Source organism: Pseudomonas veronii, assembly GCF_002028325.1.
Lineage (GTDB): Bacteria > Pseudomonadota > Gammaproteobacteria > Pseudomonadales > Pseudomonadaceae > Aquipseudomonas > Aquipseudomonas veronii.
Genome location: NZ_CP018420.1, coordinates 6,469,094 through 6,481,836, shown reverse-complemented (window position 1 = coordinate 6,481,836; position 12,743 = coordinate 6,469,094). Strand labels below are relative to the sequence as shown.

At 61.9% G+C, this 12,743-nt stretch carries 13 protein-coding genes; 5 read left to right on the top strand and 8 right to left on the bottom strand.

Annotation, left to right across the window (positions count from 1 at the left end):
• Positions 1–167: 167 nt before the first annotated feature.
• Positions 168–626, top strand: a complete 459-nt coding sequence (locus PverR02_RS29830; protein ID WP_046381744.1) for an REP-associated tyrosine transposase — start codon at positions 168–170, stop codon at positions 624–626.
• A 124-nt stretch (positions 627–750) separates the two neighbouring features.
• Here the strand turns inward: PverR02_RS29830 and PverR02_RS29825 are convergent, their stop codons facing one another.
• Together PverR02_RS29825 and PverR02_RS29820 are read right to left on the bottom strand one after the other, a co-directional pair.
• Positions 751–1,950, bottom strand: coding sequence for an MFS transporter (locus PverR02_RS29825; RefSeq protein ID WP_079444878.1), 1,200 nt, complete (start codon positions 1,948–1,950; stop codon positions 751–753).
• Between the two features lie 225 nt (positions 1,951–2,175).
• Positions 2,176–3,372 (bottom strand): class I SAM-dependent rRNA methyltransferase, encoded by a 1,197-nt coding sequence (locus tag PverR02_RS29820; protein WP_057003961.1) that lies wholly within the window; start codon positions 3,370–3,372, stop codon positions 2,176–2,178.
• Between the two features lie 240 nt (positions 3,373–3,612).
• Between PverR02_RS29820 and PverR02_RS29815 the strand changes: the two genes are divergently transcribed.
• The gene (locus PverR02_RS29815) at positions 3,613–4,425 is read left to right on the top strand and encodes an HDOD domain-containing protein (protein WP_173677813.1); all 813 of its coding nucleotides are present in this window, start codon (positions 3,613–3,615) and stop codon (positions 4,423–4,425) included.
• 21 nt (positions 4,426–4,446) lie between these two features.
• A complete protein-coding gene (gene mutM, locus PverR02_RS29810) occupies positions 4,447–5,259 on the top strand; it encodes a bifunctional DNA-formamidopyrimidine glycosylase/DNA-(apurinic or apyrimidinic site) lyase (protein ID WP_017845033.1) in 813 nt (270 codons plus the stop codon).
• A 122-nt stretch (positions 5,260–5,381) separates the two neighbouring features.
• On the opposite strand, the gene PverR02_RS29805 is transcribed toward mutM, so the two are convergent.
• From PverR02_RS29805 to PverR02_RS29785, 5 genes are all read right to left on the bottom strand, one after another.
• A complete protein-coding gene (locus PverR02_RS29805) occupies positions 5,382–5,633 on the bottom strand; it encodes a YfhL family 4Fe-4S dicluster ferredoxin (protein WP_010564414.1) in 252 nt (83 codons plus the stop codon).
• Between the two features lie 103 nt (positions 5,634–5,736).
• Positions 5,737–6,216 (bottom strand): pantetheine-phosphate adenylyltransferase, encoded by a 480-nt coding sequence (gene coaD, locus PverR02_RS29800; RefSeq protein ID WP_003176711.1) that lies wholly within the window; start codon positions 6,214–6,216, stop codon positions 5,737–5,739.
• Between the two features lie 103 nt (positions 6,217–6,319).
• The gene (locus PverR02_RS29795) at positions 6,320–7,915 is read right to left on the bottom strand and encodes a GMC family oxidoreductase (protein WP_079444877.1); all 1,596 of its coding nucleotides are present in this window, start codon (positions 7,913–7,915) and stop codon (positions 6,320–6,322) included.
• A 36-nt stretch (positions 7,916–7,951) separates the two neighbouring features.
• Positions 7,952–8,497, bottom strand: coding sequence for a twin-arginine translocation pathway signal protein (locus tag PverR02_RS29790; protein ID WP_079444876.1), 546 nt, complete (start codon positions 8,495–8,497; stop codon positions 7,952–7,954).
• A 28-nt stretch (positions 8,498–8,525) separates the two neighbouring features.
• Positions 8,526–9,953 (bottom strand): coniferyl aldehyde dehydrogenase, encoded by a 1,428-nt coding sequence (locus tag PverR02_RS29785; RefSeq protein WP_046381748.1) that lies wholly within the window; start codon positions 9,951–9,953, stop codon positions 8,526–8,528.
• Positions 9,954–10,099: 146 nt separating this feature from the next.
• Here PverR02_RS29785 and PverR02_RS29780 point away from each other — a divergent pair, with 146 nt between their 5' ends.
• Positions 10,100–10,771, top strand: coding sequence for a TetR/AcrR family transcriptional regulator (locus tag PverR02_RS29780; protein ID WP_017845029.1), 672 nt, complete (start codon positions 10,100–10,102; stop codon positions 10,769–10,771).
• Positions 10,772–10,804: 33 nt separating this feature from the next.
• A complete protein-coding gene (locus PverR02_RS29775) occupies positions 10,805–11,659 on the top strand; it encodes a sulfurtransferase (RefSeq protein ID WP_017845028.1) in 855 nt (284 codons plus the stop codon).
• A gap of 27 nt (positions 11,660–11,686) precedes the next feature.
• Here the strand turns inward: PverR02_RS29775 and PverR02_RS29770 are convergent, their stop codons facing one another.
• A complete protein-coding gene (locus tag PverR02_RS29770) occupies positions 11,687–12,682 on the bottom strand; it encodes a hydrolase (RefSeq protein WP_046381750.1) in 996 nt (331 codons plus the stop codon).
• Between the last annotated feature and the right edge of the window lie 61 nt (positions 12,683–12,743).

Below are 12,743 nucleotides of genomic sequence, written 5' to 3'. Positions count from 1 at the left end.
AACGAACAGGCGACACGGGCCTCCTGATAGTACGGCGTTATCGTTGACGCTTTTCGCGAGCAAGCTCGCTCCTACAGGGGAGGGACATATTCAGAACCACTGTTTAGAGGCCGGTTGACGTCGCTGCGCCTACCGTTTCTCTTTCACTCACAGAAGAGGACGAAGGAATGTCCACCCAGCAACGTGCACATCGGCTGCGCATCGGGCGCTGTTCGGAGTCGGGCCGTATTTACCTGATCACTGCGGTTACCCATCAACGACAATCGGTCTTTCAGGACTGGCGCATCGGCCGCCTGCTTGTCAGTGAGTTCAGGCAGGCTCAGGACGAGGGTGAGGCGACTTCGCTGGCCTGGGTGGTCATGCCTGACCATTTCCATTGGCTGGTCGAGTTGCATAACGGTGACTTGCCAAGGCTGATGCGAATCACCAAGTCGCGAAGTGCCCGTGCCATCAACCAGGCCAGGTGTTCGTTCGGGACCCTATGGCAAAAAGGTTACTTCGACCGCGCACTGCGTCGGGAGGAAGATTTGAAAGCAATGGCCCGCTATATCGTGGCCAATCCCTTGCGTGCAGGGCTGGTCAAGCATATCGGCCAGTACCCGCTATGGGACGCCATCTGGTTGTGACCTCTTCCCCCTTGTAGGAGCGAGCTTGCTCGCGAAGAACGTCAACGATAACGCAGCGCTATCAGGTAGCCCGCGTCGTCTATGCGTTCTTCGCGAGCAAGCTCGCTCCTACAGGGGGAAAGTGTCAGTGTCCGATTCGCGCATTGGTCAGCCAACTCCACAGGCTGAAAATGATAAAGCTCACGGCAATCGTGATCAGCAAATGACTGCCGGTTTGCGCAAGCGCTGCGCTGCTGACGGCGGCGGTGAAGAACATGATGCTATTTCCTGCTGACGCTGCTGTGCCCGCGCTGCTTGAAAACAACAGCATCGCCGCCGAAATTGCGGCGGGACGAACCAGGGTGACCGCCAGTGCGCTGATCAGCATCGGGATGAGCAGGGTCACTGTGGTAATGGCTTCAAAGATGATAATCAGCGCCAGCAGCACACCCGCGACCAGCAACAACCCAAGACCGATATTGATTTGCCGGGACAGCGCGATACGTTTTTGCAGGTACGAGGCTGCCACCCCGCCGAGGAGATAAGCCGCGCCGTACACCATCATCACCAGCGCGTACTGATATTTGGAAAGCTTCAGCGCGTCCATGAAAATCAGCGGCGTCACGCTGATCAAGGCGAAGTAGCAGGCGAACACCTGCGCGGCGATCCACCAGTAGCGCAGGAAATCGCGATTGCCGGCGACGGCTTTCAGCGTGGCGATGATGGATACTGGCGCGCGATGGGGGCTGGCGGATTTGGACGGCAGGATGCAGAACGCATGGATCAACATGCCCAGCGCCATCGCCGCGAATCCATAGAAGCTGCCTTGCCAGTCGAATGTGGTTTGCAGCCAGGAGCCTATCAGCGGGGATAACGCGACAAACGAACCGCTCAGGGTCATGTAGTACAGGCGCACCCGGGCCCGGTCCTGTGCGTCGAACAGGTCTTCCACCAGGGCGTGACCCAGGACGAAGAAGCCGCAGCCCATGGCCTGCACCGTGCGAAACAGCAGGAAGGTCAGGTAGTCCGACGCCAGTGCACAGCCTATTGCGCCAAGAATCGACAGCGTGATGCAGCCGAGCAGCACTTCCTTGCGCCCCCATTTGTCCGACAACGGGCCGGCGATCAGTTGGGAGATGGAGAAGACCAGTGTGAACAGGCTGATCGAGAGCGCGACGTCGGCCGTCGGAGTGTCGAATTGGGCGGCCAGGGCGGGGAACGACGGCAGGAGAATATTGATCGGGAAGAAGCTGATCAGGGCAATGCAGGTGATCAGGATGAAGCGGGAAAGTTGTTGGCGTTTTACCTCGCCACTGAGGGCGGGAGAGCAGAAGGGCTCAGACATGAGTGGTCATTTCCGGAGTAAAACCAGAAACCGATACTAGTCTGCGAAAAATGGAATTCAATCAAATCTATTGTGCGAAGCGTCCCATATTGGTGTACGCCGCCCCTGTAGGAGCGAGCTTACTCGCGAAGCACGTCAACGATAACGCAGCGCTATCAGGTAGCCCGCGTCGTCTATGCGTTTTTCGCGAGCGAGCTCGCTCCTACAGGGGGACGGTTTTGGTCTTTAGCTATTTGGCAGCAACCGGCAGGTGATGCTCTTGATGTAGCGCGTCTCGGCAATCGCCGGGTGCACCGGGTGATCCGGGCCCTGGCCGCCGCGTTCGAGCATCTGGATGTTACGGTCCAGGTGGCGGGCGCTGGTCAGCAGGATGTTCTGCAGGTCGTCTTCCGGCAGGTGCATCGAGCACGAGGCGCTGACCAGGATGCCGTCCTTGCTGAGCAGGCGCATGGCTTGCTCGTTGAGGCGGCGGTAGGCGCCTTCGCCGTTTTTCATGTCTTTTTTGCGTTTGATGAAGGCCGGTGGGTCGGCGACGATCACGTCGAAGCGTTCTTCGCTGGCTTTCAGCTCTTTGAGGGCTTCGAAGACGTCGCCTTCGATGCAGGTCATTTTCTCGGCGACGCCGTTCAGCGCGGCGTTGCGCTCTACACCGTCGAGGGCGAAGGCCGAGGCGTCGACGCAGAACACTTCAGTGGCGCCGAAGGCCGCGGCTTGCACGCCCCAGCCGCCGATGTAGCTGTACAGGTCGAGGACGCGCTTGCCTTTGGCATACGGGGCCAGGCGTGCGCGGTTCATGCGGTGGTCATAGAACCAGCCGGTTTTCTGGCCCTGGATCACCGGGGCTTCGAATTTCACGCCGTTTTCTTCCAGCGCGACCCACTCCGGCACCAGGCCGAACACGGTTTCGACGTAACGGTTGAGGCCTTCGGCGTCGCGCGCGGCGGAGTCGTTCTTGAACAGGATGCCGCTCGGCTTGAGCACTTGGGTCAGGGCGGCGATCACGTCTTCTTTATGCGCTTCCATGGTCGCCGAGGCGATCTGCACCACCAGGATGTCGCCGAAACGGTCGACCACCAGGCCCGGCAGCAGGTCGGAATCGCCGTAGACCAGGCGGTAGAACGGCTTGTCGAACAGGCGGTCGCGCAGGGACAGGGCGACGTTCAGGCGGTGTACCAGCAGCGACTTGTCCAAAGGCAACTTGATGTCACGCGACAGCAGGCGCGCGCAGATCAGGTTGTTCGGGCTCATGGCCACGATGCCCAGGGTCTTGCCGCCGGCCGCTTCGAGGATGGCCTGGTCGCCCGCCTGGAAGCCGTGAAGTGGGGTGGCGGCCACGTCGATTTCGTTGCTGTAGACCCACAGGTGGCCGTTGCGCAAACGACGATCGGCGTTGGCTTTGAGACGCAGGCTTGGCAGGGACATGACGTCGCTCCGGAAAAAAGAGCGGGAGTATACCGTGTTGCATTACATTTCGTGGCTTGGCCTGATGGGTTGCAGGGGGCGCGCGTGCTGTGGCGTCCATTTGATAGGAGTGCCATTTGGTTTTTTGAGGTGTCGGTCAGCTTCCCATCGGGGTTAGAATCCCCCTCTCGCCCAGAGTGTGTACTTATGTCCCAAGAGCTTTCCGCCGAACAGATCCAGCAGGCCCTGCAAGGCATCAGTGTGCCGCCTCAGCCGCAAATCATGGTGGATTTGCAGATGGAACAGTACATGCCCGACCCGGACCTGGAAGTGATCGCGCGGTTGATTTCCCAGGACCCGGGCCTGTCCGGCGCGCTGCTGAAGATCGTCAACTCATCGTATTACGGCCTGAGCAACAAGATCGCCTCGATCCAGCGCGCCGTTAACCTGCTGGGCAGCCGTTCGATCATCAACCTGATCAACGCCCTGTCGATCAAGGGCGAGATGAGCGACGACACCATCGTCACCCTCAACCGTTTCTGGGACACCGCCCAGGACGTGGCCATGACCTGCCTCACCCTGGCCAAGCGCACCGGCGCCCAGGCGGTGGACGAAGCCTATGCCCTGGGGCTGTTCCACGATTGCGGCGTACCGCTGATGCTCAAGCGCTTCCCCAATTACATGGCGGTGCTCGAAGAGTCCTACGCCAATGCCGGTGCCGACTGCCGAGTGGTCGACACCGAAAACAATGCGTTCAACACCAACCATGCGGTGGTCGGCTATTACACCGCCAAGTCCTGGCGCCTGCCGGAGCATGTGACCGACGCCATTGCCAACCATCACAACGCCCTGGCGATCTTCAGCGATGAGTCGCCGCGCAATCCGCAACTCAAGAACCTGCTGGCGATCCTGAAAATGGCCGAGCACATCTGCTCGTCGTACCGGGTGTTGGGCAACCAGCCGGTCGACTATGAGTGGGACGCGATTGGCCATCTGGTGCTGGACTACGTGGGCCTGTCGGACTACGACTTCGAAAGCATGAAGTTGTCGATCCGCGAACTGGGCGCGCACTGACCTTTACCTCACGAGGCACACATGCCCGAGTTACCAGAAGTCGAAACCACTCGGCGCGGGATTGCGCCGCACCTGGAAGGCCAGCGGGTCAGCCGCGTCGTGGTGCGCGAGCGGCGCCTGCGCTGGCCGATCCCGGAAGACCTCGATGTACGCCTGTCCGGGCAGCGCATCGTGCTGGTGGAACGGCGGGCCAAGTACCTGTTGATCAACGCCGAAGTGGGCACCCTGATCAGCCACCTGGGCATGTCGGGCAACCTGCGCCTGGTGGAAGTCGGCCTGCCGGCGGCCAAGCATGAGCATGTGGACATCGAGCTGGAGTCGGGCCTGGCCCTGCGCTACACCGACCCTCGGCGTTTTGGCGCGATGCTCTGGAGCCAGGACCCGCATAACCACGAACTGCTGATCCGCCTGGGGCCGGAGCCGTTGACCGACCTGTTCGATGGCGAGCGCCTGTTCAAACTGTCCCGTGGGCGTTCGATGGCGGTCAAACCGTTCATCATGGACAACGCGGTGGTGGTGGGCGTGGGCAATATCTACGCGACCGAAGCGCTGTTCGCGGCGGGGATCGATCCGCGCCGCGAGGCCGGTGGCATTTCACGCGGGCGCTATCTGAAGCTGGCGATCGAGATCAAGCGCATTCTGGCGGCCGCCATCGAGCGCGGCGGCACCACCTTGCGCGACTTTATCGGTGGCGATGGGCAGCCGGGGTATTTCCAGCAGGAACTGTTCGTCTACGGCCGGGGCGGCGAGGCGTGCAAGGTCTGCGGGAGCGAGTTGCGCAATGTGGTGCTGGGGCAGCGGGCGAGTGTGTTTTGCCCTAAGTGTCAGAGCTGATTGCTGTGTGATGGCGGATATCGCCATCGGGGGCAAGCCCCCTCCCACATTTGAATGTATTCACACATCAACGTGTGGGAGGGGGCTTGCCCCCGATGAGGCCCTCACAGACGCCACCAGGCTCAAGCCTTACCGGTAATCTTCCGGTATTTCTCCATCAACTGCGCTTCAGTCTCCGGATGGGCTTCATCCAGTGGAATGCAATCCACCGGGCACACCTGCTGGCACTGCGGTTCGTCGTAGTGGCCGACGCACTGGGTGCAGAGGTTGGGGTCGATCACGTAGATCTCTTCGCCTTGGGAAATCGCGGCGTTCGGGCACTCGGGTTCGCAGACGTCGCAGTTGATGCAATCGTCGGTGATGATCAAGGACATGGAAACTCCTGCCAGGGCAGTCAGCCAAGGCATCTGGAAAACTAATGCGCGCAATTGTGCCGCATTGGCGCCCGCAGTGCGAGCGGGCGCCGAGTGAGCGGTCTTACTTCTTGAAGCGCAGGGTCAGCGCATCAGCCACGGCCGGATGCACGAACTTGGTGATATCCCCGCCCAGGGCCGCGATTTCACGGACCAACGTCGAGGAAATGAACGAATAACGCTCCGACGGCGTGAGGAACAGGCTTTCCACGTCCGGCGCCAGTTGGCGGTTCATGTTGGCCAACTGGAATTCGTATTCGAAGTCCGATACCGCGCGCAGGCCGCGCAGGAACACATTGGCGTTCTGCTCTTTGGCGAAATGTGCCAGCAGCGTCGAGAAACCCACCACTTCGACGTTGGGCAGGTGCTTGGTGACCTCGCGCGCCAGCTCCACGCGCTGTTCCAGGGGAAACAGCGGGTTTTTCTTGGGGCTGGCAGCGACCGCGATGATCACATGGTCGAACAAGCGCGAGGCGCGTTCGACCAGATCGCCATGGCCTTTGGTAATCGGGTCGAAGGTACCTGGGTACAACACTCGGTTCATCGCGTCGTCCTGGCGGAGTCCGTTGGGGAACCGGATGGTATCGCAGCCGTCCCGGTCGGCCAAGTCGACTTATGCAGATAGACCCGCGAAATACCCTGTTTTTTCATGCCGTTTTCAGACGTTCGGCCAATGCGCTCGCCAGTTGCGCGGTCAATCCGTACACCGACAACTGCGGGTTGGCGCCAATGCTGGTGGGGAACAGCGAACCATCGTGGATCGACAGGTTGCGCAACTGGTGATGGCGACCGAGGCTGTCGGCCACCGCATTTTTCGGCTCTTCGCCCATGGCGCAGCCGCCCATCACGTGGGCGCTGCCCAGGCAGGTGCGGTGCAATTCCAGGTTGAGGCCGTCGATCAGGCTGCGTGCTTCGGCCAGGGTCTTCACGTAGCGCGCATCGTGATGCAGCGGCTTGACCGACTTGGCGCCCGCCGCGAACTGGATCTCGGCCATGCTGTGGAACGCGCGGCGCAGGCCGTCCCAGGCGTAAGGCGACACCTGGTAATCGAGCACCGGTGTGCCGTCGCCGCGCAGTTCAACGCTGCCGCCGGGGCTGTCGGGGTGGAAGCCGTCGCGCAGCAGGGCAAGCATTGCGTGGGTATGTGGCAATTGGCTCATGTCCAGGGCGTTCTGGGTGCCGTAGCCGCCGAGCAGCGTACTGGCCAGCGCCGGGTGCAGCGGCGGCGCTTCGAGCTTGTACGACATTCTGCCGGTGGTGCCGTCCAGCCATTGGAAGTGATCGGAATAGATCGACTGCGGCGCGCCATAGAACGGGTTGATCACCTCGTCGAACAGCGCCGCGGAGAAGTTCACCAAATGCAAAAAGGTGCGCTTGCCCAGCCGCGAATGCGGGTCGGGGGCGGCCGAGCGCATCAGCAGCGCCGGGTTGTTGATGCCGCCGCCGGCCAGCACGTAATGCCTGGCCTTGACCGTGATCTTGCGTCCAGTCGGCGCCACGCAGCGTTCGTCCATGGCCACGCATTCCAGGCTATTGATGCGGTCGCCGCTGTAGACCAGGCGTTCGGCGCGGGCCAGGTACAGCAGCTCGCCGCCTTTCTCCAGGGTGGAGGGGATGGTGGTCACCAGCATCGACTGCTTGGCGTTGACCGGGCAACCCATGCCGCAATAACCCAGGTTGAAGCAGCCGCGCACGTTGCGCGGGATCACATGCCAGCTGTAGCCCAGCTGTTCGCAGCCTTTGCGGATCACGTCGTTGTTGGCGTTGGGCGGCATGGCCCAGGGAGCGATGCCCAGGCGCTGTTCCATTTTTTCGAACCATGGCGCCATGTCCGCGCTGCTGTGGCCCTTGACCGCATATTCGCTGGCCCAGTGGCTGAGGGTGGCGTCCGGGGTGCGGAAGCTGGAGGTCCAGTTGATCAGCGTGGTGCCGCCCACGGCCCGGCCTTGCAGGATGGTGATGGCGCCGTCCTTGCTCATGCGGCCGATGCCTTCTTGATACAGGCTGGCGTAGGCCTCGTCTTCGAGCAGCTTGAAATCGCTGCTGGTCTTGAGCGGGCCTTCTTCGATCAGCAGCACTTTGTAGCCGGCGGCGCTGAGGATTTCGGCAGTGGTGCCGCCGCCGGCACCGCTGCCGATGATCGCTACGTCGGCTTCCAGCGTCAGGTCGCGGTCGAGGGCGGCGCCATTGTGGGTTTTCCAGCCGCGGGCCAGGCCGTCGCGGAACAGATCGGGTACAGGCATCGGGGTCGTCTCTTGTTTTTATTGGGGGGATGCGAATCAGATCTTCGGCGGCCCGGGGTAGCCGCAATGGGCCCAGGACGCCGGCCGGAAGTACCAGGCCATGATCACCAGCTTGAGCAACGAACCCTGGCCCATGCGCAGCAGGTTCAGGTAGCTGTTTTCCCAGCGGTGCAGGAAATTGTGGATTTGTTCAGCGCTGGCGTTTTCCCAACTGCCCCAGATCCCGGTCAGTGGGCCGCGGGTGATGCCCATGCCCAGCACGTCGAACAGTTGCTGGGTCAGCTTGAACATCTCCGGCGACAGGTGCTGCAGGCTGTAGTCGAGTTTTTTCAGGGTGTCTTCAATCCCGCTGGCGACTTCCTGGGCGCTGGCCACGCCTTCCAGCAGCACCGGGATCACCGCGCGCAGAAACGGCAAGTCGCTGCTGCGCAACAGGGCAAAGCCGCTGGCCGGAGTGCTGCTGGAGCAACCGCTGAGGCTGGCACCCAGCCCGGCGGTGGCCAGGAAGGCGCTGGCGCACAGGCCGATTTTCAGGACGCCGCGCCGCGACAGCGCGGGTGAATCAGTCAGGCTTGGGTTCATTGTTATGGTTATCCCGAGGGTGGCGGTATCAGCGGATAAACAGCTTCTGGATCAGCTTCTGGATCGATTTGCCGTAGGGCGGGTAGATCAACTTCGCGGCGTTCAGGCGCTGCTTGACCAGCACGCCCTTGGCCTTGCTGAACGTGAGGAACCCTTCATGGCCGTGGTAGTGGCCCATGCCTGATGGGCCGATGCCGCCGAAAGGCATGTCGTCCTGAGCCACATGCAGCAGCGTGTCGTTCAGGCATACGCCGCCGGAGTGGGTTTCGTGGAGTACGCGGTTCTGTTCGCGCTTGTTGTAGCCGAAGTAGTACAGGGCCAGTGGGCGAGGCCGCTGATTGATGTAGGCAAAGGCTTGGTCGATGCCGCGATAAGGCACGATCGGCAGCACCGGGCCGAAGATTTCGTCCTGCATCACTGTCATTTCATCGCTGACATTCAACAGCAGGCTGTGGGCCATGCGCCGTGCCTGGCCCTGGTCGTACAGAGGGATCAGGGTGGCGCCCTTGTCGGTGGCGTCCTTCACGTAGGCGTTGAGCCGGGCCAGTTGCCGTTCGTTGATGATGGCGGTGTAGTCCGGGTTGTTGGCCAGTATCGGGTAAAAACCACGAAGCGCCTTGCTGTAGGCCTCGACGAAACCCTCGACGCGATCTTCCGGCACCAGCACGTAGTCCGGCGCCACGCAGGTTTGCCCGGCGTTCAGGGCCTTGCCGAAGGCGATGCGTTCGGCGGCGTCCTTGAGGGGCACATCGGCGGAAACGATCGCCGGCGATTTGCCGCCCAGTTCCAGCGTGACCGGGGTCAGATGCTCGGCCGCCGCGCGCATCACATGTTTACCGATGCTGGTGGCGCCGGTGAACAGCAGATGATCGAAGCGCAGCCTGGAAAACGCCATGCCGACGTCGGCCTCGCCCAGCACCACGCACACCAGGTCTTCGGGGAAGACCTTCGCCAGCAGGGTCTTGAGCAGTTCGCCGGTGGCCGGGGTCGATTCGCTGAGTTTGAGCATCACCCGGTTGCCCGCGGCCAACGCACCCACCAATGGCCCGATGGCCAGGTACAGCGGGTAGTTCCAGGGCACGATCACCCCGACCACGCCCAGCGGTTGGTAGATGACTTTGGCCGAGGCGGGCTGGAAGGCAATGCCTACAGCGCGGCGGGAAGGTTTCATCCAGCCACTGAGGTGTTTGCTCGCATAGTGAATGCCATGCAGGCTGGGCATCAGTTCGGCGAACAGGGTTTCGTCGGCGCTGCGATGGCTGAAGTCCTGGCTGATCGCGTCGATCAGCGCCTGGCGTTCGTCGCTGAGCACTTCGCGCAAGGCCTTGAGCCATTGCTGGCGTTGCGCGGCCGGCGGCATCGGGTTGGCGGCATAGGCGCGGCGTTGGGCGTCGAACAGGCCCTGGAGTTGATCCAGTGTCTGGGAATCTTGCGGGTAGGCAACGTTGGCAGACATGGTGCAGTTCCGGATTGTTATTGGTCTGCCTGGATTTTTAGAGTTATTGCTCTAAATTGTCAAATGGCATTGCAGCCACAACTGGATTTATCCCGGCAAGGTTAGGCCGTAAGATGGTCGATCACGTGTACAGAAGCTGATCCCCTATGGCACCACGAGTAAAGACCAGCGAGCGCATTGTGCAAACCAGCCTGGAGCTTTTTAACCAGCAGGGCGAGCGCAGTGTCAGCACCAACCATATCGCCGCCCATATGGAAATTTCGCCGGGCAACCTGTACTACCACTTCCCCAACAAGCAGGCGATCATCGCCGTGCTGTTTCGCGAATACGAAGCCTTGGTCGACAGTTTCCTGCGCCCGCCCCAGGGTCGCACCATGGTGGTGGAGGACAAACGCTTCTACCTGCAGGCGGTCCTGGCCGGCATGTGGCGCTACCGTTTCCTGCACCGTGACCTCGAACACCTGCTGGAGAGCGACCCGGAACTGGCCACCGGCTACCGGCGCTTTTCCCAGCGTTGCCTGATTCAGGGTGGCGCCATTTACCGGGGGTTTGTCGATGCCGGTATTCTCAATATGGACCCGGTGCAAACCGAGGCGCTGACCCTCAACGCCTGGATCATCCTTACCTCCTGGGTGCGGTTTTTGTGTACCACCAATGAAAAATCCACACATCTGAGCGCCGAAGCGATCAAGCGCGGGGTGTATCAGGTGCTGGTGCTGGAAGCGGGGTTTGTCACGCCGCAGGCCAAAGCGGCGGTGGATGCGCTGTTCAAAGAGTTTTACGTGCCGTTGAACCAGGCACTGGAAGAAGTGAAGTAGGATCTTTCCCGAATTTGTTCACAGGAGTCTGTCATGCCACTTGCCCAACTGATCAGCCCCCAGCAACTGGCCGAGCGCCAACAGCGCGGCGCTCTGGTGATACTTGACTGCCGCTTTGCCCTGGAAGACCCGGACTACGGAATGTGCAGCTACGCCGAAGGGCATATCGAAGGCGCGCAATATGCCGACCTGGAGCGCCATCTCAGTGGGCCGGTGACCAAGGGCGTGACCGGGCGTCACCCGTTGCCGCAGGCGCAGACGCTCGCCGAGCAACTGCGTGCCTGGGGCATCAATGCCGATACCGATGTGGTGCTCTACGACGACGGCCCCGGTGTTTATGCCGCCCGCACCTGGTGGTCGCTGGCGTGGCTGGGCAAGCGTGATGGCGTGTTTATCCTGGACGGTGGCTTGAAGGCCTGGCACGCGGCCGGCTTCCCGTTAAGCCTGGATGCGCCGGTGATCGAGCGCGGCACCTTTGTCGGCACGCCGGACAATCGCCTGTTGCTGGATGCCAAGCAGCTGCAAAAACGCCTGGGCCAACCGGGCCTGACCCTGATCGACGCCCGCGCCCAGCCGCGCTTTCGCGGCGATGTCGAGCCTATCGACCCGATTGCCGGGCACATTCCCGGCGCGCAATGTGCGGCGTTCACCGAAAACCTGGGCAGCGATGGGCGTTTCCTGCCGGCCGAGCAGCTCAAGCAGCGCTTCGCCGCCCAGTTGCAAGGCCGTTCGCCGGATGAACTGGTGGCGTATTGTGGTTCGGGCGTGACGGCGTGCCATAACCTGTTCGCCCTGAGCCTGGCGGGTTACCCGTTGGGCAAGTTGTATGCGGGCTCGTGGAGCGAGTGGATTACCGATCCAACGCGGGAAATCGCGACGGGCGACTGAGTTGTCCTGCGTGTAAACCCACCTTGTTTAACGGGGTTGTGTCAGCAGCCATTGCGGAATCCGCCGCTCCAGGTAGTAACCGGGGCGCTTCAGCGAACCGTCGACAAACCCCACATGCCCACCCTTGGCCAGCAATTCGAACTCGGTGCAATCCGACAACTCGCTGGCTTCGGGCAGGCTATGGGCGAAGACAAACGGGTCATCGGCCGCCTGGATGATCAGGGTCGGCGTGCGGATATCGCCCAGGTAGTAACGGCTCGACGCGCGGCGGTAATAGTCTTCGGCACTGAGGAAACCATGCAGCGGCGCGGTGACCCGGCCGTCGAAGTCCCAGAACGTGTGCATCTTCTCCAGAGACCCGAGTGCCTCCAGGGCCTTGAGCCCTTCAGCACGACCATCCTGTAAAAAGCGGCTTTGCTTGACGCGGATATACGCCACCATCTCGCGCATGAAGTGCTTCTGGTACACCCGCGAAAAGCCCAGGCCGATGCGATCGGCGCACTGATCCAGACGAAACGGCACCGACACCGCCGCCGCGCCTTGCAGCCCCGAATTCGCGCCGGTTTCGCCCAAATGCTTGAGCAGCACGTTGCCCCCCAGGGAATAACCCACCGCATACAACGGCGCCAACGGCCGCTTGGCGCGCAGATGGGCAATCGCTGCCGCCAGGTCTTCGCTGGCGCCCGAGTGGTAGCTGCGCGCCAACAGGTTCGGCTCGCCCGAGCATCCGCGCCAGTTCAAGGCCGCACTGGCCCAGCCCTGGGCAGCGAGGGCTTTTTGCAGGCCGGCCACGTAAGGCGAGTTGGACGAGCCGGTCAGCCCATGCAGTACCAGCACCAACGGCGCTTGCGCGTCATGGGGGCCATGCCAGTCGAGGTCGAGAAAGTCGCCGTCGTCCAGCCACAGGCGTTCGCGTGGGCGTTCGAGGTGCGTGGTCGGGCGCCACAGCGGCCCCCACAACGTTTGCAGATGAGGGTTGCCGAGGCCGAAGGCGGGTTTGAACAGGTCTGAAGAGGGGGTCATGACACTCTCTGTGGCACGCGGACTCACTGTGGCGAGCGAGCTTGCTCGCCACAAAAGCCCG

What these genes read in the sequence shown, in the direction of transcription:
- coaD (WP_003176711.1), bottom strand. Translation starts at nt 6,216, where the DNA reads ATGAACCGAGTGTTGTACCCAGGTACCTTCGACCCGATTACCAAAGGC.
- PverR02_RS29780 (WP_017845029.1), top strand. Translation starts at nt 10,100, where the DNA reads ATGGCACCACGAGTAAAGACCAGCGAGCGCATTGTGCAAACCAGCCTG.
- PverR02_RS29830 (WP_046381744.1), top strand. Translation starts at nt 168, where the DNA reads ATGTCCACCCAGCAACGTGCACATCGGCTGCGCATCGGGCGCTGTTCG.
- PverR02_RS29775 (WP_017845028.1), top strand. Translation starts at nt 10,805, where the DNA reads ATGCCACTTGCCCAACTGATCAGCCCCCAGCAACTGGCCGAGCGCCAA.
- PverR02_RS29820 (WP_057003961.1), bottom strand. Translation starts at nt 3,372, where the DNA reads ATGTCCCTGCCAAGCCTGCGTCTCAAAGCCAACGCCGATCGTCGTTTG.
- PverR02_RS29805 (WP_010564414.1), bottom strand. Translation starts at nt 5,633, where the DNA reads ATGTCCTTGATCATCACCGACGATTGCATCAACTGCGACGTCTGCGAA.
- PverR02_RS29825 (WP_079444878.1), bottom strand. Translation starts at nt 1,950, where the DNA reads ATGTCTGAGCCCTTCTGCTCTCCCGCCCTCAGTGGCGAGGTAAAACGC.
- PverR02_RS29795 (WP_079444877.1), bottom strand. Translation starts at nt 7,915, where the DNA reads ATGCCTGTACCCGATCTGTTCCGCGACGGCCTGGCCCGCGGCTGGAAA.
- PverR02_RS29790 (WP_079444876.1), bottom strand. Translation starts at nt 8,497, where the DNA reads ATGAACCCAAGCCTGACTGATTCACCCGCGCTGTCGCGGCGCGGCGTC.
- PverR02_RS29770 (WP_046381750.1), bottom strand. Translation starts at nt 12,682, where the DNA reads ATGACCCCCTCTTCAGACCTGTTCAAACCCGCCTTCGGCCTCGGCAAC.
- PverR02_RS29785 (WP_046381748.1), bottom strand. Translation starts at nt 9,953, where the DNA reads ATGTCTGCCAACGTTGCCTACCCGCAAGATTCCCAGACACTGGATCAA.
- mutM (WP_017845033.1), top strand. Translation starts at nt 4,447, where the DNA reads ATGCCCGAGTTACCAGAAGTCGAAACCACTCGGCGCGGGATTGCGCCG.